This is a genomic window from Acinetobacter pseudolwoffii (genome assembly GCF_002803605.1).
GTDB classification, from domain to species: domain Bacteria; phylum Pseudomonadota; class Gammaproteobacteria; order Pseudomonadales; family Moraxellaceae; genus Acinetobacter; species Acinetobacter pseudolwoffii.
Genome location: NZ_PHRG01000001.1, coordinates 940754 through 961917 on the forward strand (window position 1 = coordinate 940754; position 21164 = coordinate 961917).

A 21164-nucleotide genomic window follows, 5' to 3' on the forward strand; every position below is an offset into this window, starting at 1 on the left:
ACTATTCCTGCCTAAAAACAAGCTAAGCAGAAGTCCAACGCGCATTTTTCCACGCTTGCTGTTGCTTTGCATCTAGAAAAGTCCAAGCCACAAAGCGACTCTCTTTTTGCCCCTGCGTCATTTTAATGGTTTTTAAATCCACTGCACCGCACTTACGCAAGGTATTTAACAGCATAGGCAATGTGGTTTTCTTAGAAACCAGTGTACTAAACCAAAGACATTGCTCAGCAAACTGTGTGCTCTCTTGTACTATCTGGCAAACAAAGCGTTCTTCTCCACCGTCACACCACAGCTCGTTCTTTTGTCCGCCAAAGTTTAACACCACTTTAGACCGATCAACCGGTTTGCCAAGTTTGCGTAATTTTTGCGTTGCTGTGGCATTTGCTTCATCTTGCGAAGCATGAAATGGTGGGTTACACAGGGTCAAATCAAAACGATCTGAAGGTTTAATCACGCCTTTGAAAATATTGCTCGGTGTCTTTTGCAATCGAATCTGAATCCCCTTTCTGAGATTTGGATTTGCCTCCACAATAAATTGAGCACTTTTAACCGATGCAGGATGAATGTCTGAGCCAACAAATTTCCAACCATAACTACGATGACCAATAATCGGATAAATACAGTTCGCGCCCACCCCAATATCTAATACGTGAACGGCGTGTCCTGTTGGAATCTGACCTTTATTGCTATCACTCAACAAGTCCGCCAAATAGTGAATATAGTCGGCTCTACCCGGAATAGGTGGGCAAAGATAATCTTGAGGAATATCCCAATATTGAATACTATAAAAATGCTTGAGCAATGCTTTATTGAGCATTTTCACAGCTCGAGGATCAGAAAAGTTGACTGAAAGATCGTTATATTGATTCGGGCTGACAAAAGGCGCAAGTTCCGGACAACTCTTGATTAACTGAGGAAAATCGTAACGACTGCGATGCAGATTTCGTGCATGTAATTGCGATTTTTGTTGCAGAAAAGATTTTTTTGCTTGAGCCATGTGTATGTCAATCATCAACGGGAGAACAGAATCAATAAGGCAGGATCTATACCTGCAAATGAATCGATATTGTACGTGAATTCAACTCACATTGCCGAACCCGTCCTTGTATTTGTCTATCCTCCCCCCTCTCATTCACCTATAGTTTTGAACTAGCAATAAAAAAGACACCTCAAGACTCATCATCCTTGGTGTCTTTTTTATTTGAGTCATTGTTTAGAACTGATTAGTCTTCGATTTGCCCATGCTCTTTCATCAGGGCAATGAACTGTTCCTCATTGATGACCGTTACACCCAGCTTTTCTGCTTTGTCCAGTTTGGAACCGGCTTTTTCACCGGCTACCACGCATTTGGTTTTACTGGATACACTGCCGCTGACTCGCGCACCCAGTGCCTGAAGTAATTGAGTCGCTTCATCGCGCCCCATACTGCTTAAGGTTCCGGTCACGACCCAACTTTCGCCATTGAGTGGCTGACGGGTCGGTGCAACTGGTGCATCCCAGTGAATGCCGGCCGCCAGTAGACGATCCAGAACTTCCAGATTATGCGGTGCCTGGAAGAAATCCAGAATCCATTCAGCAGTAATAGCACCCACATCCGGGGTTTTCTTTAATGCCTCCAGATCTGCCTGACGCAGTGCCTCCAGTGTCTGGAAATTATTGGCCAGCATGCGCGCTGTAGTTTCACCCACGCCACGAATACCGAGTGCATAAATAAAAGCGGCCAGTGTGGTTTTCTTACTGTTCTCAATAGAATCTATTAAATTCTGAACAGATTTTTCACCCATTTTTTCAATCTGTAGCAGCTGCTCACGATGTTCATGCAGATGATAAATATCCGAGACATCTTTCAGCAGATTTAGATGCAGCAAAGATTCTGCCCAGCGATCCCCCAGACCCTCAATATCCATGGCTTTACGTGAAACAAAGTGACGAATCGCCTCAATACGCTGCGCTGCACAATACAGCCCTCCTGAACAACGTGCCAAGGCTTCGCCTTCCGGCATCACCACCGGTGAATCACAGACTGGACATTGCTCAGGTAAATGCACTTCAACGGCATCCACCGGGCGGAATTCCGGCCAGACTTTTTCCACTTTAGGAATTACATCGCCACTACGATAGACACTGACGGTATCGCCAATCCGTACATCGAGACGGTGAATTTCACCAATATTATGCAGGGTCACATTAGAAACAGTCACGCCGCCGACCGCGACCGGATTCAAACGTGCTACCGGCGTCAGAGTTCCGGTACGTCCCACCTGCCAGTTAATATTTTCAACCGTGGTCAGTGCTGCAACTGCGGGGAATTTATAAGCGGTGGCCCAACGCGGCTCCCGGCTCAGAAAACCGAGTTGCTGCTGCTGTTTTAGGTCATTGACTTTAATCACCATGCCATCGATTTCTACACTGAGGCTGGCACGTTCCTGAATGATCTGTTCATAGACTTTTTGCACGTCCTGGATACTGTCACAGATAAAGTGACGCTCGCCAACCGCAAAACCGAACTGATGTAACCATTCCAGACTGGCAGACATTGTGCCTTGCCCATGATGCGGTACGCATTGTGCAATTCCATAAGCATAAAAAGCCAGTGGCCGTAATGCGGCAATATTCGGATCCAGCTGACGCAAACTGCCTGCCGCCGCATTACGTGGATTGGCAAAGGTCTTTTCACCTTTGGCTGCATTGGCGGCATTCAGTTTTTCAAAGCCGGATTTCGGCATCAACACTTCGCCGCGTACTTCCAGCAAATCGGGAATGATGCCATTCACTGATGATAAAAGTTTCGGCAGATTGCGAATGGTTCGGACATTCTGGGTAATGTCTTCACCGGTTTCCCCATCACCGCGGGTCACACCACGGGTCAAGACACCATGCTCATACCACAGGGAAATGGCCAGTCCGTCAAATTTCAGTTCAACATCATATTCAATTTCTTGATTCGGTAAACGTTCTTCAATACGGCGGGCAAAAGCAAACAGGTCGTCCTGATGAAAGACATTGCCTAATGACAGCATCGGAACAGCATGCGTAACGGTGACAAATTTTGAAAGTGCTTGCCCACCGACTTTATCGGTCGGGCTATCGGACTGGATCAGATCGGGATATTGTTGTTCTAGGGCTTTGAGCTGATGAAAGAGCTGATCATATTCACTGTCTTCAATGCTCGGTTGATCCATCACATAATAAGCATGGTTATGCTTGGCAAGCAGTTGAATCAGTTGACGCATTTGCGCAATGACAGTGGCATCTTGGGTCATAATTTCACCATAAAAAAGGGCGGAAAATCCGCCCTGTAGAATATTCAGCTTTTGGCTATTATAAAAATTGCAGTCTCCAGATTCAACTTGGAGATTGAACAAAAGCGCTTAAACTTCTGTCGGTTGACCGGCACGATAATCAATCGCTTGATGGCGCCAGAATTCGCGTAATTGTGGGGTAAATTCCTGCTGGTTCTGATCATAGACCAGACCATCGACTTCACGGGCAATCAGACGTGAAATACTGTCCATGGTATCAAAGGCATTTTGTACATCGCTATGCGGTAAAGCCAGGAAGAAAGCCAGACCTTTGACTTCCTGAGTCGACAATGTTTCCAGATCAAAGCCTTCCATACCCGTATCGGTCATTTGCAGTACCGAAAATAGCAGTTTTGAATCATCTTCACTATAACGGTGGAAACAGGCCAGTTCGCCATAACGCAGACCATATTTGAGTAAGACTTTCAGGGTTTTATCACCTGAAAGTACACGGCCTTGCGGATAGATATGCAGAGAAATAATGGTTTCAGCACTGGATAACGCACTTTCTTCATCCACTATTTTTTGCTCATGCAGATGGGCATCCAGAATACTGCTTTCATCATTAAATTCAGAAATTTCTGCTTTTTCGATGTTGCTGTTCAGACTAAATTCGGTAGCTATATCTTTATTTTCAGGCTGGTTATTTTCCGGTTCTACTTCGGCCGGCTTTTGCTCCAGTGATGTTTCGGCTGGTTCTGTAGTTGCAGAGCTTGCCACCACTTCAGCTTCGGTCATTGGACTCGGCTCGACCGCTGCAGCTGTCTCAAGCACTGCTGGCTCAGCCAAGGTCGGTTCAGGCTTGCGAAATGCCGAAGGTTTTTCAGGAGCCTTTTCTTCTACGCTCAGGCTCGGCTCTATACGTTGTGCCGGATCTGCGTTCTGCTTTGCCAGTTGCGATCGTACATGCCGAGGAATGACAGGGGTCTGGCTATCCGGATCGATATGCAGGTTAGCATCCAGTGAAGGGACTGCCTCTACAGGTTTTTTGAACAGCATTCTGATGCCCAACAGCATGATGATAATTGCAATAACAATCCCGATAATGGTGGTGATTTCCATATTATACCTCCGCAGCTAAGCCGTATTCTTTTGCCTGTTCCAAATTTACTGTCACTAATTTTGAGGTTCCCGGTTCAGGCATGGTTACACCTAAAAGATCAGTCGCCATCATCATTGCAAGTTTGTTATGGGTAATATAAATAAATTGCACGTGTTCAGAAAGCTCTTTGACTAAATTACAAAAACGTCCCACATTGGCATCATCTAGTGGTGCATCGACTTCATCGAGTACACAAAAAGGTGCCGGATTTAAGCGAAAAATCGCGAATACCAGTGCCAATGCAGTTAAAGCCTTCTCCCCACCGGAGAGTAATGCCAAGGAGCTGTTACGTTTACCCGGTGGTCGGGCCATCAGTTTTACACCCGATTGCCATCCATCTTCAAGACTTAAACTCGCCTCGCCCCCTTCAAATACTTTCGGGAACAGGTTTTGCAGTTCGGCATTGACTTGATCAAAAGTGTGCATAAACAGTTTGCGGGTTTCCTGATCAATACTTTTCATCGCAGCTTGTAGCTGTTCCACAGTATTTTCCAGATCCTGCATCTGGTGGCTCAGTTCCTCATAGCGTTTCGAGACTTCTTCATATTCTTCAGAAGCCGCCAGATTCACTGCACCGAGCTTATCGAACTGCGCCTGAGCTTTTTCCAGTTTCGCCTGATGGGTTTTGACATCAATAGTTAAACCGCTGATGACTTCATGATTCAGTTCTTTTAATTGTTCTGAATAATGCTGCAAATCAGATTTGGCTGCCTGCCAGGCCAGACGTTTGGCTTCCAGTGCTGTACGCAGTTTTTCATCCTGCTGCTGGAAACTGTGACGCTGTTCAGTTAATTGCTGCTGTTTGCTCTGCACCTGATTTAATTCGATCTGCCAGTCGGCCCAGGTTTTTTGCAGCTTTTCAGTGATCTGCGCCTGTTCATTAAACTGGCTCTGTAAAGCAGGCAATTCTAGCTGTACCGGATCGACAAATTTCTTGGCTTGCTCGATTTGTAGATTAATTTGTTGATACTGTTCTATTAAAAATACCTGATCTTTTTCCAGCAATTCAATCTGCTGCTGACTCTGTACGCTTTGACGGCGCAGCAGTTCCAGTTCCTGCTGCGCTTGCTGGCTAAGCTGCTGCGAGTCATCTAACTGAGTGCTCAATGCTTCCAGCTGGAATTGCAGGGTTTTATAATTTGGTAGCGCTTGTTCCAGCTTAATATTCAGAGCATGCAGATCAATTTCCAGATCGTCTTTCTGCATGGCATCTTCTTCTAGCTGCTCATCGAGTTGTTGCAGCTGATGCTGTAATTGCTGCTTATGTAATGCGAAAGCCTGAGCACTACTTTGAACTTTGGCAATATTGACATCGAGTTGTTGCAGTTGCTTTTGTGTGTGCTTGTACTGCTCACTGATCGTTTGAATCTGGGTTTTTAACTCCTTCATCCGAAGATTCAGTTCAGGCAGTTGCTCTTCAGCCTGACTAAGTTGGGTATTCAGTGCTGATAACTGAAGCTCGATTTCCTCCAGACGGATACGATGACTCAATGCGCCCTGAGCGGCTTGGCTCGATTCATCATAATCCAGCGCAATCACCCAATCAGGCCCAACCTGATAGCCATCCAGACTGAGTAGGGTCTGACCTTGCAAAAGCCCAGTTTGAAGTTTCAAGGCTTGCGCTAATGAATCTACAACTGCAACCTGCTGCCACAGTGAATACTGTGGAGATTCAATCCAGTCGGCCAGACACACCGTATTGGCAATCTGAATTTCATCTTGCACAGTATATGGCTTTAACTGACGCGCCCGATCTTCAAGAAAGTTTTCACCCTCTGCCAGAATCTGGGCAGACAGCCATTTTGCCAGAAACTTTTCGATCAGCTTTGCATGGTCTTTGCCTGCATCGTTGAGCTTAAGTACATGCATTAGCTGTAGTGCATCGGCCTTGGCATGTGGATTGGCTTTGGTCAGCAATTGACTGAGGTTTTTCTGTTCCGAATGCAGCACCTGAATTTCAGATTTTAACTGCATCAAGCACTGCTGCTGTTCTGCCTGCTCGGTCTGAACTTGAGCCAATTGATCTTGCAATACAGTGCGTTGCGCTTCACATGTGAATAGCTGCTGTTCGATCTCAGTCTTGTCTTGTTGATATTGCTCTAGCTCATCTTGTTGCGCTTGATGCTGAATCTGTATGCTCTGTTGCTGTACGGTCTGTTTTTGCTGTTCAATCCGCTCAATATTCTTGGCCAGTTGTTCACTTTGAGCCAACATTTGTAATTTACGCTGCTGCTGCTGTTCGACCTGAGTTTTGATCTGGGCAAATTGTGCCGCGACTGTTGTATGTTGTGATTTGAGATCAGCCAGATTTTGGCTCTGCGCCTGATTCTGGCCATCTTGCTGCTGCAATTGTGCTTGCTGATCTTCAGCTTGCTGCTGCAAGGTATCGAGTTGCAGTTCAATCAATTGCAAACGCTCTTTGGTCTGGGCTTTTTGCTGTTCCAGCTTGACCAGACTGGTGGAATTTTGCTCGAGCAAAGACTGTTTTTGCTGCAAGGTCATTTCCAGTTCGGCCAGTTTTTTCTCGGCCTGTTGCCATTCACTTTGCAAAGGTGTCGATTGCTGAATCAGACGCTGAAACAGTTCACTGGTACGACCTAAATCATGTTCAACCGTAGTCAGCTCGGAACGCACCAGCTTAAAATTATCTCCGAGAGTATTCATCTCCACGGTATATTCTTCTTGCAAGCGCTGGCTTTGTTCACACTGGAAAGACAGGATTTCAATCTTGATGCTGCGAATCTGTTCTTCCAGTTGCTTATATTGAATCGCGCTTTCAGCCTGACGTTTCAGGGTTTTTAACTGAGATTTCAGTTCAGAGGCAATATCTTCCAGACGCGACAGGTTTTGCATGGTGTGATCCAGATGCAGCATGGTTTCACGGCGCCGTGCCTGATAACGCGAAACCCCGGCAGCTTCTTCAATATAGACCCGCATTTCATCCGGTTTGGCATCGACCAGACGGTTGATCATGCCCTGTTCAATAATCGCGTAAGAACGTGGCCCCAGACCGGTGCCCAGAAAAATATCGGTAATGTCACGACGACGGCATTTGCTGCCATTCAGGAAATATTCAGACTTGCCATCGCGGTTGACCTGACGGCGGACTGCCAGTTCATTATAGGCATTATAAGCGCCGCCCAGTTTGCCATAGGTATTGTCAAAGCGCAGTTCCACACTGGCCATGCCCACCGGTTTACGCTTGGCAGTTCCGGTAAAAATCACGTCCTGCATGCTGCCACCACGCAGCTGGCGCGCACTGGACTCACCCATGACCCAGCGTATGGCATCAATGACGTTAGATTTACCACACCCGTTCGGTCCCACGACTGCAGTACGATTATCTTTAAAATGTAAAGTGGTACTGTCGGCAAAAGATTTAAAGCCTGAAAGTTTTAAACTGCTTAAACGCATAATGTCCTGATTTAACGTCGTGAGCGTCTGGCCCACGCGAGTTCAATTTGTTTCATCCGTGTCAGAGATTCCAACACAAGGTTGCGTAAGTGTCGACAAAAATCTTCCATAAATAAAGCGGCCTGATGGGTTTTTCGTATCAGAATTGCTTCAGTGACCAGTTTAAATAAGTCGAAAGATTCCTGTAACTCGCGTCTGGAAATATTCAGGGTCAGGAAATAGCTACGCCGCAAGCAAGGTAACAGATCCTGATAGTAGCGCATCAGATAGGGATTTCCGACCATCTCATGTTGCTGGGCCATGCCCTGAAAGATCAGATCATAAAACTTTTCTGTATGTCCTTGGCGAGTTTCTGCTTCTAATTGTTCTAATAATAGCTGAATGCGCTCGGCTTCATGACTCCGCCAGGTTTCAGCCATACGATGCACCATCTGCCCCAGCAATAAAGAGGTAATATCAAATAAGGCCCGCACCTGCAAGGCCGACATTTCCGAGACAATGGCACCGCGACGCGGATAAATTTCAATCAGCTGGGTGCGTTCCAGCAACAGCAGGGCTTCACGAACTGACCCTCGACTGACATCCAGCTCCGAGACAATCCTGAGTTCCTGTATACGTTCGCCTTCGACCAATTCGCCACGAATAATCTGTTCGCTAATGTGTTTGGCAATCTGCTCAGACAAACTGTGTGCTTGTTCTAATGGCATACCGTTCCTGTCTTTATTTTTATGGATACTGGTTCAGCCCATGATTTGGGCTATATTGCTATTAGACAGAATTTTTTCGATGAATACTGTGACATTGTCAGACAATCTTGTGTCTCTACAGCCAACTCAAGTTCATAAAAAAGGAGAATAGTGAACCATTCTCCTTAGGTGATACATCAGTTCAACCTAAAAAATTAAATCAGGCCATAAAACCTTGATAAATAAAATACAGACCGACGGTGGTCAGTAAAGCCGCAAAACATTTTTTCAGTACCGCAGGTGAAAGTAAATGTGCCACTTTTGCACCGAGTTTGGCGGTAAAAAAACTCATCATGCTGATGCCAATAAAGGCATAGATATGAATATAGCCAATCGTATTTGGTACTGCGACCTGGGCCTGTTGACCAAACCAGATAAAGCCCAGTGCGCCTGCCACGGCAATCGGCAACCCACAAGCCGCAGAGGTCGCCACGGCTTTTTGCATCACGATGCCACAGCGATTCAAAAACGGGACTGTCAGACTACCGCCACCAATCCCAAAGATCGCCGATGCCACACCAATCCCACCGCCCGCAGCGAGTTGTACCGGGGTTGAAGGCAATTTTTTATTCGGATCGACCTGAACATTGGCGCCTTTAAACATTCTAAACGCCACCCAGACTGCAAAGAACCCGATCAACAGCTGCAAGCCTTGACCAGATAAATAGTCAGCAATCCCTGCACCCAGGAAGGAACCAATAATCAAGCCGGGTGCCAGATTACGAAATACCGACCACAACACGGCACCTCTTTGATGATGCGCCATGACAGAACTGATCGAGGTGACAATAATGGTAGCCAGAGAAGTCCCCACCGCCATGTGCATAATCACGCTGGGATCGTACTGGAGCTGGGTAAAAACAATGTACAGAATCGGCACAATAATCAAACCACCACCAACCCCAAACAGGCCAGCGGTAAATCCTGCAATTGCACCAATCAATAAATATATGATTAACTCCATAACGATATTTACCACGTTTAGATTCAAATGGATGTAGAAACTCGTGAACTGCAACAACGATTAAGCGATGCAGGCCAGCTTCCGGAAGTATTGCTCATCAAACCGATTACCACATCAACCAATGACGATGTGCGGGAATTGGCAACCAAGGGGGTACAGCAGGTTCTGGTCTGCAGCCATGTGCAGACCCAAGGCCGTGGACAGCGCCAGCGTCAGTGGATTTCACCTGAAGGGAATATCTATTTAAGCACATTGCTGCATACACAAAAACCCATCGATGGCCGTTTGGCTCTGGAAATTGCGTTAAATATCCTGCAAATGCCCAGTCTACAAGGGCTGGACTTGCAAGTAAAATGGCCGAATGACCTGTATAGCGTCAAAGGCAAATGGGGCGGCATTCTGGTGGAACCGATTTCACCTACGCAGGTGGTGGTCGGGGTCGGGATCAACCTCAGCCCAATGTCTGCTGAGGTTCCCGAGCAGCAAGTGACCTCATTGAATGAGTTGGGCCTGCATCCGGGTTCACGCATTCAGCTGATTGCAGAACTGTATCTGGCGATTCAGCAAGCCAGACAATGGTTTAGTTATGGCAGCCAGAATCTGTCTGGTCGTTTCAATCGACATGCCGCTTTTATCCAAGAGAGGGTTGAATTTACCGATCTGCAAGGGCAATATTCAGGAAAATTTCTGGGTATTCAGGATGATGGCGCTGTTAAAATCGCAACTGAAACAGGTGTCCACATCTTTTACCAAGGTCAATTACGGCTCAAAAATAATCCTTGAACAGGCATAATCCATGAAGAAACTATGGCTAGATATTGGCAATACCCGACTCAAATACTGGATTACCGAACAAGATCAGATCATTGAACATGCAGCGGAATTACATTTACAGTCCCCTGCCGATTTGTTACTTGGCCTGATTCAGCACTTTAAAACGCTGGATCTGGATCAGGTCGGATTGTCTTCGGTTCAGGACAAGGTCAATAATGAGCGCATTCTCAGTATATTAGATGGTCTGCATATTCCAGTGATTTTTGCTCAGGTGCAGGCCCAATATGCTGGCCTGATTTGTGGCTATGATGAACCGGCACAACTGGGGATTGACCGCTGGCTACAGGTACTTGCTGTCGCGACCCAGCCTCATGAGAATTATTGTGTGATTAGTTGTGGTACAGCGCTGACCATTGACCTGATTCAAGGACAACAACATTTAGGCGGTTTTATTCTGCCAAATTTATATTTACAACGTGATGCACTGATTCAGAATACCAAAGGTATTAAAATTCCGGATGCCGCATTTTCTGAGCTCAATCCCGGACGCAATACCATCGATGCAGTACATCATGGCATTCTGCTCGGTCTGCTCAGCACCATTGAAAAAGTGCTGCATGATTTTCCGGCACAGCTGGTACTAACCGGTGGAGATGCTCCACTGTTTGCCCAACATCTTGAGCCGTATCAGCCGAGGATTGAACCTGATCTTCTGCTTAAAGGTTTGCAGCATTTTGCGGCTCATTTGCCAAATACAGTTTCATGATTTCGAGCAATTGAGGAAATTCGGTAAATCCATCACATTTGTTAAAATGTCCGGCTTTTTTAATCTCAAAAATTTGAGCATTTAAGCTGTGGGCCAGGCGCAGGGAAACCGGTGCAGGTACAAAAGGATCATTACTGGAGATCAGTATGACCGCGCGTTTATAGCTATACGGCAGGTTGTTCAGATCCAGTCGTGTCGCCTGCAGCATTTTATTCAGTTCCGACCAGGCCACCAGCGGTGTATCGAAAGCTGAAACCAGAATAACCCCGCCGGTCTTGCGGTGCTGCTGGAGATAATGTTGCTGTAAAAAACTTAAAACACTGAGTCCACTCAGGCCATGGGCAACTAAAAACGTATGCTCATCCAGATGTGGAATATGCAGTTTCAGATTTTGCTGCCATTCTTCTAGATCAGGCTGAAAAGGATTGGCCAGCATAATCCGTTTTGAATCAACACCGACATTTTTGAGTTGGCGACTCAGCCACGGATACCAATGGTCATTTGAGGTGGCCTGATAATCAGGCACGATATAGACTTTGTTGATTATATTTTTCATCGTGTTTTACTTATTATAATTGAGCACAAAGTGCTTTGACAAAAACTACTATTAAACAGTCTGAAGATGAAATTCAAGTAACTTTTTGCATCCCATCTCAGACTCAATTTACAAATTGAACGAATCCAACAACCTGCTTAAGATTCAGCTTTAATCAGATAAGGCTCAATCACTTTCCAGAGTTCTGGCAGATCGGTACAGCCTTCTGAATCGATAAAATGTCCCTGATGCTTGGCACTCACCACAATCGCATCCAGACTGTCTGCCTGTTCCAGGCTAAATTCAGGCTCCACCCGATCATCGCCTTCAGAATAAATCACCACCCGTTCTGCCACCTGCTGTTTAAGCAGATCAAAATCGATCTCAGCAGCATCAATAAACGGATTGACTTCATCTAAACGACCCAAGCGGCCATTAAATCCTGCGATCAATACCAATTGCTGAATCTTTTGCTGTTTTAACTCTCTGGATAAGTAATGCAATACAGCCACAGTTCCTAGGCTATGCCCGATAAAAATACTGTCTTCATCAATCCCCTCAATCTGCTCACGCATTTGCTGGTCCCACACCTCTAGCTTGGGTGTGGTCGATGGGTCAAGTCGCAGTACTTTTAAGCTGACATTTTCCTGTTGGGCTTTTTCCTGAATCCATGGAAACCAGTTTTCTTCCGGGCTTGCAGTATAACCATGGACGATGATCACTTGAGCCATTTTAAATTTCTCTTTGTTTTGTGCTGATGTTCCTGAGTCTGCCTGATTGGATTTTTATTTTGGGTAAGTAAATGTTGTTTTGTTTAAACCGGTTTTCTGATTGATACATAATAAAAAAGGCGCATTTCGCGCCTTTTTTAAATCAGAATCTTATTTCTTGTCATTGCCGCCGAACAGTGGGCCCATGCCGCCACCGCCGCCAAACTGTTTCTGCAAACCACCGAGTGATTTCATCATTTTTGCCATACCCGATGGATTGGCAAATTTTTTCATCATCTTGGCCATTTGGGCATGTTGCTTGATCAGTTTGTTGACTTCTGCTACTTCCATACCACAACCTGCTGCAATACGTTTTTTACGGCTTGGGTTCATCAGGTCTGGATTACGGCGCTCTTTCAGGGTCATCGACTGGATAATCGCTTCCATTTTCTTGACCTGCTTTTCAGGATTGGCTTGCGCCAACGCATCTTGCAGACCGGCATTGCTCATGCCAGGAAGTTTGTCCAGGAAGCCCATCATGCCGCCCATCTTGTTCATCTGCTCAAACTGCATCAGCATGTCTTCAAAGTTGAAGCTGCCACCTTTTTGCAGTTTTTTTGCCATTTTTTCGGCTTTTTCTTTGTCGACCTTGCGTTCAAGTTCTTCGACTAAAGAAAGTACATCACCCATACCCAAAATACGCTGCGCGATACGCTCAGGATGGAATGGCTCCAAGGCATCGAGTTTCTCACCCATACCCAAGAATTTAATTGGCTTGCCAGTAATCGCGCGTACTGAAAGCGCCGCACCACCGCGCGCATCACCATCAGTTTTGGTCAGGATCACACCAGTTAAAGGCAAGGCATCGTTGAATGCTTTGGCAGTATTTGCTGCATCCTGACCGGTCATGGCATCGACCACGAACAGGGTTTCAGTCGGGTTAATCGCTGCATGCAGCTCTTTGATTTCACCCATCATGTCATCATCGATATGCAAACGACCTGCCGTATCGACAATCAGCACATCGGCAAACTGGATTTTTGCCTGTTCAATCGCGCGATTCACAATCGTAATCGGTTTTTCGTCTGCGCTAGATTCCAGGAAAATCGCACCTACTTCGCCTGCAACCGTTTGTAGCTGTTTGATCGCTGCTGGACGGTATACGTCAGCAGATACCATCGCGACTTTTTTCTTTTGACGTTCTTGTAAGAAGCGTGCAAGTTTCGCTGCGGTTGTTGTTTTACCCGCACCTTGTAGACCTGCCAGCAGGACAACAACAGGTGGTTTTGCAGCGAGGTCGAGGCTTTCATTGGCCTCGCCCATCATTTTGGTCAATTCGTCATGAACGATTTTGACAAAAGCCTGTCCAGGAGATAACTGAGTCATCACTTCCTGGCCCAATGCTTCTTCCTTAACTTTCGCGATGAATTCACGAGTTACAGGTAACGCAACATCGGCCTCAAGAAGCGCCATACGCACTTCACGTAACGTATCTTTAATATTGTCTTCGGTTAGCTGCCCTGAGCCAGTAACATTTCTTAAACTCTGCGTGAGTCGTTCTGTTAAGGTATCAAACATTGCAAAATCCGCTTAAAATAGCCATGAGCAAAAAATTGTTTCTTAAAATAGAAAATTTATGCATAGAATGCTATAGGATACTGTAGTTCGCAGCGAATTTATATAAATGAATATTCATCACCCTTAAAAAGGTTTGACATGGTTAGCCTCCCCTTGGTTTATACGATCTTAGCATTAGTCGCTTATACCGCTTCCTTCTGGTATCTGTTCATTCATTTAATGTCTAAACGTGCTCCTAATCAATGGTTTGTTTCGCTAACTGCCCTGCTTGGACTGGGCTTACATGCGCTGGTTTTATATGGCGATATGCACACCCCGCTTGGCATCAATTATGATGTCTTTGCCCTGTTTTCCTTTACCTCTGGTCTGATGCTGTTACTCAGCATTATTTACAGTACTTATCGTCCAATTATTGCCCTGAATCTGATCGGGATTCCAGTGGCTGCCACGGGTTTAATTCTCGGCTTTGTCTTTACCCAGCCTGCAAAAATCATCGCACAAAACTCTTTGGGTCTGGATATTCATATTATCCTGTCTTTATCTGCTTATGCCGTATTGCTCATGGCGACCATTCAGGCCGTGATTTTGCGACTGCAGGATCGTGAACTCAAAAAGAAACAGAAACGCCGGGTCTGGGTCAGTTTATTACCTTCTTATCAGGACATGGAATCACTGCTGTTTGATATGCTGATGACCGGTTTTGTTTTACTTACCCTCGCTTTAGGCTTTGGCTTTTTTACCATCGACAATTTCTTTGCCCAGCATCTGGCACATAAAACTGCATTCAGTATTATTTCCTGGCTGGTTTATGGTTCACTATTAATCGGACACTGGAAGTTTGGCTGGCGTGGCCAGAAAGCCGTGCGCTTTACCCTGCTCGGTTTTGGCTTGCTGGCACTGGGTTTTATTGGGTCTAAATTTGTGCTGGAAATGATCTTGGGGCGATAATTCTGAGCCTTGAAATATTCAATTCATTGTTCAATGAAAAGGCTTTAGCTTGAGTATTCTTTAAAGGATTATACGCCCCGCACGCACTGATAATGGCCAGTACATCTCCCTGTTAAGTTCTGCATCTCCTCACACAGGCAGAATCTTAAGTACAAACTGTTGCAAAAGGTCATATTGCAAGGCTTTTCGCTGCTCTGATGGTTGATCAGATACTCCCCATTTTCTATACGAAAATACTTGAAGACAAGTAAGCTTCTTGTAGACCCATGCAAACACGAGACAGTATTTTTATAATTTTTATCCGAATATTACTTAGCTCTTTTTCATCGCATTTTTATATTGGATTTATAACAAAAAAACTACACCTTACCTTATATGGATTACTAATTTTTACTCCTTGATATAGCTTAAGTTTTAGTTTTGTAATGATTCATGTTTCTCAAATTTTTCTATTTATTTTTTACCTATAATTATAATACTTTTCTAGAAAAATCTGGATTTGCATTAATTTTTGCAAATTATTCAAAAGGATAAATAAAATAAGATGAGGTAAATATGAATAAGATAAAAGGCTTTACTTTAATTGAGCTGATGATTGTGGTGGCAGTGATTGCAGTCCTTGCGATGATTGCTGTGCCCAGTTATCAGAACTATATTACCAAGTCGAAGATTAAAGAAGCACAGTCGAATTTAATTGCCTTATCCCTCTCAGCAGAAAATTTTTATCAACGTACTTTAAATTATCCAATTGCAAACCTCAGCAATAGTGCTGCTTTAAAGAGCAGTACTATGTTTAGTACCTGGAACCCAACCTCTGATACTTTTTCCTATCAGTATCAATCTACTGATGGCTCCACCTATACATTGAAAGCCACTGGTACTGACTCACGGGTAGCAGACTGCCAACTCAGTCTGAACCATCAAGGCACCCGCACAGCAACCGGTTGTGGAAATACAGAGTGGACCAACTGATATGTGCTCACAACATTTTCAATTGCGCCAATCCGGTGGTTTCACCCTGATCGAATTAATGATCACCATTACCGTGTTAAGTATCTTGCTTTTGATCGGAAGTGCCTTAACGCGAAGCTGGGTGGATCGTAGCCAGATTAATAGTGGAATTTCGACTTTAAAAAATACAGTTGCCCAAGCCAAAACTGCTGCCCTAAGAAATACCAATAACCAGCCTTTAAACCATCCCGCAGTGAGTGTGTGCTGGAATGCACTTTCGCATACTTTATCTGTACTCCGTCTTGCACAAAATAGTAGCGATCTCTGCAATGTGGCATCTGCCGATCATACCGTTCTTTTCAGTTCATCCTTGGCTCAAGGCATTGTTATTCGCCAGGATCAGACTGCTTTTCAATGTCTGGCATTTAATGCCGCCGGCGTACTGATTGCACCGGCCGGATCGTCTTGTGTGAACAGTAGCAGTCTGAGTTTAAAAGTGGAGAAGAATAATGAAAATGCTGAATTCACCCTCTTTTAAACAATCTGGCTTTACCCTGATCGAGTCTCTAGTGGCTCTGATGATCTTCGGTATTATCATTTTGGGAAGTGCTGCCGCTGTGTCTTATATGTTAAAGCTACAAAAAGAGATGCAGGTGAACTCTATCATTATCAATACCATGCAAAATAAACTCCAAAATGCATTAAATACTCCGGCTTCTGCATCACTTTGCAGCTCGATTGATTTGAATAGTTTCAGTTTGGCCCAGCAAACTTATCACATGGCGTGTGCTACCGAAAAAATTGACATCAATGGGATTCCGGTTGAATGGCCTGTACTGGCCGTTAGTACCCAAAAGAATATTGCCCAATCCTGTGCAGAGGGAACCCTCAGTTCTGATTGCTATATCGTGGGGAAATAGATATGCGTGCGAATGGTTTTACCCTGATTGAACTGATGATTGGCCTGCTTATCTCCATATTATGCATGATTATGCTGCTGATGCTGTTCAGACAGATTTCACAAATTTCGGTCCGCTCTTCTCAAAGTGCTGAATATGATGCCCAGATCCAGACTGGTTTACTGGTTCTGGAAAAATTTATTCAGAATGCCGGTTATGGTTCAGGCTCGGCAAATGATATTCAGATCGGGACGCATTTTGGAAATCCGGCCGTTTTTTGGCGTTTTATCCCCGAGCTAGACAGTGTTCCCGTCAGTTATCAGTGTCAGGGGGTGGCTGAAAAAATCACTACTGAAAATGGCTTAAGAATACATCGACTGGTACTTATGAAAAAAGATGCTTGTGGCACGACCACTGCATTGACTGAGGGAACCTGGCAGGAGAGTCAGGCCATTGTTTCCATTAACAATAACTCCACCACGCCGATTTTTCGCTATGCCTTGAGTCTGGGAGAGTGCCGACCTTTTGGAATTAACAGTACTCCAGTAGGTACAAAGCAGATCAGCTTGACCGCTTTCCGTCCTGAGATGACAGGCTTGGGAGAAAAAATTCAAAGCCTGATTTGTCTCAATAACATCAAGGCCACTTAGTAAAGGGGAACACAGATGCAGGCGATTCATCATCAAAAAGGCATGGCGACAATTTTGCTGGTTTTGCTGATTGGCATCAGTGTAATGCTGATTACAGCCTCTGTGGCCAAAACCTTAACCAGTAAAAAAGATGCCTCTGTGGCTGCTCATGCCCAGACCAATGCTCAGTTGATGGGCTGGGCAGGTGTCAGCGCCTTTCGTGAATACCTGCTACAACAGGGCAAAATCAATGTCAGCAAAGTGGCTGACCTCCATGGCAAAACCCTACCCTTACGCTATGAAGCGAACAGTAAAGAGATTATTGCCCAGAATATTCGGGTGTCCGGCTGTACCGCCCCAGGAACAACTTGTGTCGTGACCGCTGACATCAGCTCGAATAACATGACCGCCAAAGCGGCGACTACCATTCAGGCGGTCTATGAACTGACAGTGAAAAATGGTCAAGTCACGGCTCTTCAGGAAAATCTTGCGCTGAATTTTACCGGGACAACTTTTATGTCCGGTACAGAAATCAAAGCTGAAACACCTAATAGTCAGGTCACCTTAAATGTGGATGGCAATACCTCGATCCAAGCAGGATTTAAAACCAGGAATATTAGCCAGTTGACCATCAATTCTACTGGAGATGTAATTATTGATTGTTCCACTACCCGCTGCGGCAATACCAAAATTGATATCAATGCCAGAGGGAATGTACATATTACCAATCCTGGAAACTTTGGGGAGATTAATGCCAAAGGCTGGGTCAAACTGCAAACCGGGGTGAATGCCGAAAATATTTCTTCTTTAAGCAGGGTTCATCTTGCTCTCAACTCTACCGCTAAAACGATCCAGGCCCAAGGTGAAGTCGAAATTGCTGAAGGTTCTTCGGTACAAAATATTTACTCGAATGACAAAGTCATTTTAAGAACCAATGCCAAAGCCAATACCATCCAGACGCATGGTGCAGTCTCCGTATCCATTTTTAGTAAGGTTTATGGAAATATTGAATCTGGTAAACAGGTAGATATTTCTAATAGTGAAGTGACAGGTGATGTCAAAGCCTATGATTATGTTGATCTGGATACCAATGCCAAGGTCAATGGTTCGGTCTATGCTAAGGGTCTCAATACTATTTCATTGACCAATAATGTTGCGGTACGACTCAGTACCAGCTGGATTGGCAAAAATGTCTATGCCAATAAAAATTTACGCTTACTGGATGGACTGATTGGTAAAGATATTGAAGGCAGTGTTTATCTGACCGGAGAAGTGATTGGAATCAAGTCGGGCATTAAAGGCTCTGTCAATGAAAAACAGAAAATAGTGCCGGGACTGGATTTTACCATTCCCCGGACAGTAGATACCGCACTGATCAGCCAGCGTATTGATGACAAAATGAATTTCTCCACCAAAGTCGATGTACGCGTCTACAAATATGATGCTAACTATATTTTTACCAAAAAAAATGGCATCTCTTATATCTATCTGAATTATTTGCAAAATAAATCCACCAACATCACTTATCTGTATCAGGACAATAAACAATATGCCGTGGCAGCCAACGGGACTAAAACTTTAGTCAGCGAACGTGGTTTTGCCATTGGGGATTACAGTTATGGGGGCAAAAAATATATTGGTGCGATCTGCCTGACTGCAAGCAATGGCACCTGTACCAGCCCGATTATCAGCTATTTACCACGGATCAGCGTCGGGAAAACCTTGGGAGTGGATAATGATTATGACTATCTTGCTGGGGTGAATACCTGGCATATCCGGACAACCTCAGAAGCTTCACCTCTAGATAATGCCGCATTTGCACCCGGGATTTTTTATTTTGAAGGTAAACTGATTTTAACCGGCCATACCCGTACAGGTACCTTTACCAATACTTTTCTGGCTGAAGAAGATATTGATGCCGTTGCCCTCTCCCCTTATATCTACTCACCTTATAACGTTTTACGGAATGGTTCAGCAGCCCTGATTTGTGACCGGCCATATAAAACTGTCACTGGTACTACGATTTCAGGTGCACCCTTGACTCAACCTGCAACTGAATCAAACCGCTATTTGACACCGACTAATCTGTGTAAAAGTGCCAATGAATTTGCCTATCGTATGGGCCAAGATGCTTCTGGTAATTCTTTAATGGTCACGATTGATGGTACTGCGGTAAAAAAACTGGATCTGGGCTATGTGGCGTTGATGTCAAATCGGGTAATTCGTGTTGGCACCTGTGCACAGGTCTATGGAGATGTCTATGCCAGAAGTACAGTCGAGAGCAGTTCTGGTTGTAGCAGTGGTCCTTCGATTGTAGGTGCTATCAGCACCCAAGGTAAGCCGCCTTATACCAATACCATCCAGCAACAGAATACCTTTGGCGCGGGTTCTAATATTGTGGTGCCTCGTTCTGAATTTATCGCGCCAAGCAACAAAGGTAGTACAGCTCCAAGTAGTGGCAGTACTGTAGAAAATGTATTGTTAAAATGGTCAAAATATATTTAAAGATATTCAATACCAGGAATCTAGTTGCTGAATATCCGGAAGTTTAGCTGTATGAAAATATCATTTCGGATGAATGTTCCCTACCCGCACCGACAATGGCCAGCGAATGACTCTAGGCAATTCTGGATCTTCCCATTCTGGCAATAAGGCATCTGCCAGTACATTCAGTGGATTATGTCCGAGTGCTTGAGTTGCTGCTTTCACGGCTGACCAGGTACTCATATAAACAATCAGCTGATAAAAATTCCACTCCACCTCAAGCATAAGTGGTGAAATTGAAATTTCCTGAAATGGAAATGGTAGATTTTTATATCCTTCATCTACATGGCGACCATTCAGGCCGTGATCTTGCGGCTTCAGGATCGCGAGATGAAAAAGAAGCAAAAACGCCGGGTTTGGGTCAGTTTGTTACCTTCTTATCAAGACATGGAATCACTCCTGTTTGATATGCTGATGACCGGTTTTGTTTTACTTACGCTCGCTTTGAGCTTTGGCTTTTTCACCATCGATAATTTCTTCGCCCAACATCTGACACATAAAACTGCGTTCAGTATTATTTCCTGGCTGGTTTATGGTTCACTATTAATCGGACACTGGAAGTTTGGCTGGCGTGGCCAGAAAGCTGTGCGCTTTACCCTGTTCGGTTTTGGCTTGTTGGCACTGGGTTTTATTAGTTCTAAATTCGTGCTGGAAATGATTTTGGTACGTTAACATACGCTAACCTAAAGCCAACACTGCGTTTGAGTGCCGTCATCAAAATGTCATATTCAAAAATTATGGTTAAAGTGCATTAAAAATACACCAAGGATCATGATGATAAAATTACTTTCAGGTTTAGCACTACTTTGTTTATCAAGCGCAAGTTTCGCAGATTATCACTGTCACGGTAGCATTAAAGATCGCACGATTGATGATAATGTCAGTATCAGCCAAAACTGTCAGATTGATAATGCCAACATTAAAGGCAATGTCATGCTGTATCAGGGTGCTCAAGCAGTAATTTCAAATACTGCGATTGATGGCAATCTGGAATCGAAAGGACGTTTTAGCTCGGTTCTGGCGCAACATAACCGGATTGACGGCAATATCCAGCTAGAAGGCGGTCAGACGATTCAGCTCACTGCCAATCAGGTAGAGGGTGATATCCAGCTGAAAAAGAATACCCAAAAAATTACTGTAAATGACAATGTGGTTGACGGTAATTTGCAATGCGAATCCAACCGCATTCAACCGATCGGTGGCAATAACCGGGTCAATGGTGACAAAGAAGGTCAATGTCGCCGTTTATAATTTTTATAAATGAAATAAAAAACTTGGCTGATACAATCATCAGCCAAGTGC

18 protein-coding genes and 2 pseudogenes are annotated in these 21164 nt (G+C 44.7%); 10 read left to right on the forward strand and 10 right to left on the reverse strand.

The genetic code is table 11. The annotated features are described in order from the left end of the window. Nucleotides 1-22: 22 nt before the first annotated feature. From rlmF to CWI32_RS04360, 6 genes are all read right to left on the reverse strand, one after another. Nucleotides 23-997, reverse strand: a complete 975-nt coding sequence (gene rlmF / locus CWI32_RS04335; protein WP_100534703.1) for a 23S rRNA (adenine(1618)-N(6))-methyltransferase RlmF — start codon at nucleotides 995-997, stop codon at nucleotides 23-25. A 226-nt stretch (nucleotides 998-1223) separates the two neighbouring features. Next, nucleotides 1224-3263, reverse strand: a complete 2040-nt coding sequence (gene ligA / locus CWI32_RS04340) for an NAD-dependent DNA ligase LigA (RefSeq protein WP_100534704.1) — start codon at nucleotides 3261-3263, stop codon at nucleotides 1224-1226. 108 nt (nucleotides 3264-3371) lie between these two features. Further along, nucleotides 3372-4364 (reverse strand): cell division protein ZipA C-terminal FtsZ-binding domain-containing protein, encoded by a 993-nt coding sequence (locus CWI32_RS04345; RefSeq protein WP_100534705.1) that lies wholly within the window; start codon nucleotides 4362-4364, stop codon nucleotides 3372-3374. A 1-nt stretch (nucleotide 4365) separates the two neighbouring features. Continuing rightward, on the reverse strand, nucleotides 4366-7818 hold the full coding sequence (gene smc / locus CWI32_RS04350) for a chromosome segregation protein SMC (protein WP_100534706.1): 3453 nt from the start codon (nucleotides 7816-7818) through the stop codon (nucleotides 4366-4368). An 11-nt stretch (nucleotides 7819-7829) separates the two neighbouring features. Next, a complete protein-coding gene (locus tag CWI32_RS04355; RefSeq protein ID WP_100534707.1) occupies nucleotides 7830-8525 on the reverse strand; it encodes a GntR family transcriptional regulator in 696 nt (231 codons plus the stop codon). A 199-nt stretch (nucleotides 8526-8724) separates the two neighbouring features. Beyond that, the gene (locus tag CWI32_RS04360; protein ID WP_005095936.1) at nucleotides 8725-9528 is read right to left on the reverse strand and encodes a sulfite exporter TauE/SafE family protein; all 804 of its coding nucleotides are present in this window, start codon (nucleotides 9526-9528) and stop codon (nucleotides 8725-8727) included. A 27-nt stretch (nucleotides 9529-9555) separates the two neighbouring features. Here CWI32_RS04360 and CWI32_RS04365 point away from each other — a divergent pair, with 27 nt between their 5' ends. Together CWI32_RS04365 and CWI32_RS04370 are read left to right on the forward strand one after the other, a co-directional pair. Then, entirely contained in the window at nucleotides 9556-10311 is a 756-nt protein-coding gene (locus CWI32_RS04365) for a biotin--[acetyl-CoA-carboxylase] ligase (protein WP_100534708.1), read from the forward strand. 13 nt (nucleotides 10312-10324) lie between these two features. After that, a complete protein-coding gene (locus tag CWI32_RS04370; protein WP_100534709.1) occupies nucleotides 10325-11068 on the forward strand; it encodes a type III pantothenate kinase in 744 nt (247 codons plus the stop codon). Here CWI32_RS04370 and CWI32_RS04375 read toward each other — a convergent pair. The 3 genes from CWI32_RS04375 to ffh all read right to left on the reverse strand — a co-directional run bounded on the left by CWI32_RS04375 (nucleotide 11019) and on the right by ffh (nucleotide 13891). After that, the gene (locus CWI32_RS04375; protein ID WP_100534710.1) at nucleotides 11019-11624 is read right to left on the reverse strand and encodes an RBBP9/YdeN family alpha/beta hydrolase; all 606 of its coding nucleotides are present in this window, start codon (nucleotides 11622-11624) and stop codon (nucleotides 11019-11021) included. The genes CWI32_RS04370 and CWI32_RS04375 overlap by 50 nt on opposite strands. Before the next feature lie 137 nt (nucleotides 11625-11761). Next, the gene (locus CWI32_RS04380) at nucleotides 11762-12334 is read right to left on the reverse strand and encodes an RBBP9/YdeN family alpha/beta hydrolase (RefSeq protein WP_005095930.1); all 573 of its coding nucleotides are present in this window, start codon (nucleotides 12332-12334) and stop codon (nucleotides 11762-11764) included. A gap of 150 nt (nucleotides 12335-12484) precedes the next feature. Further along, complete coding sequence (ffh, locus tag CWI32_RS04385) at nucleotides 12485-13891, reverse strand: signal recognition particle protein (protein ID WP_100534711.1); 1407 nt, start codon at nucleotides 13889-13891, stop codon at nucleotides 12485-12487. A gap of 138 nt (nucleotides 13892-14029) precedes the next feature. Here ffh and CWI32_RS04390 point away from each other — a divergent pair, with 138 nt between their 5' ends. From CWI32_RS04390 to CWI32_RS04415, 6 genes are all read left to right on the forward strand, one after another. Then, nucleotides 14030-14839 carry a cytochrome C assembly family protein gene (locus tag CWI32_RS04390; RefSeq protein WP_005095927.1) on the forward strand — a complete coding sequence of 270 codons (810 nt, stop codon included), beginning with the start codon at nucleotides 14030-14032 and terminating at the stop codon, nucleotides 14837-14839. A 555-nt stretch (nucleotides 14840-15394) separates the two neighbouring features. Then, on the forward strand, nucleotides 15395-15811 hold the full coding sequence (locus tag CWI32_RS04395) for a type IV pilin protein (RefSeq protein ID WP_100534712.1): 417 nt from the start codon (nucleotides 15395-15397) through the stop codon (nucleotides 15809-15811). A gap of 1 nt (nucleotide 15812) precedes the next feature. Then, nucleotides 15813-16328 (forward strand): pilus assembly FimT family protein, encoded by a 516-nt coding sequence (locus tag CWI32_RS04400; RefSeq protein ID WP_100534713.1) that lies wholly within the window; start codon nucleotides 15813-15815, stop codon nucleotides 16326-16328. Further along, entirely contained in the window at nucleotides 16300-16710 is a 411-nt protein-coding gene (locus tag CWI32_RS04405; protein ID WP_100534714.1) for a type IV pilus modification PilV family protein, read from the forward strand. The genes CWI32_RS04400 and CWI32_RS04405 overlap by 29 nt, the downstream gene beginning before the upstream one ends. A gap of 2 nt (nucleotides 16711-16712) precedes the next feature. Then, nucleotides 16713-17339 carry a prepilin-type N-terminal cleavage/methylation domain-containing protein gene (locus tag CWI32_RS04410; RefSeq protein WP_100534715.1) on the forward strand — a complete coding sequence of 209 codons (627 nt, stop codon included), beginning with the start codon at nucleotides 16713-16715 and terminating at the stop codon, nucleotides 17337-17339. A 15-nt stretch (nucleotides 17340-17354) separates the two neighbouring features. Next, the gene (locus tag CWI32_RS04415; protein ID WP_100534716.1) at nucleotides 17355-19823 is read left to right on the forward strand and encodes a bactofilin family protein; all 2469 of its coding nucleotides are present in this window, start codon (nucleotides 17355-17357) and stop codon (nucleotides 19821-19823) included. Between the two features lie 60 nt (nucleotides 19824-19883). On the opposite strand, the pseudogene CWI32_RS15495 reads toward CWI32_RS04415, so the two are convergent. Further along, a pseudogene (locus CWI32_RS15495) lies at nucleotides 19884-20153 on the reverse strand (class I SAM-dependent methyltransferase); the annotation flags it as partial. Between CWI32_RS15495 and CWI32_RS04425 the strand changes: the two are divergent. Both CWI32_RS04425 and CWI32_RS04430 read left to right on the forward strand, forming a co-directional pair. Next, nucleotides 20142-20534, forward strand: a pseudogene (locus tag CWI32_RS04425) (cytochrome C assembly family protein); the annotation flags it as partial. The pseudogenes CWI32_RS15495 and CWI32_RS04425 overlap by 12 nt on opposite strands. Nucleotides 20535-20636: 102 nt before the next feature. Further along, nucleotides 20637-21113, forward strand: coding sequence for a hypothetical protein (locus tag CWI32_RS04430; protein WP_100355532.1), 477 nt, complete (start codon nucleotides 20637-20639; stop codon nucleotides 21111-21113). Nucleotides 21114-21164 lie beyond the last annotated feature (51 nt).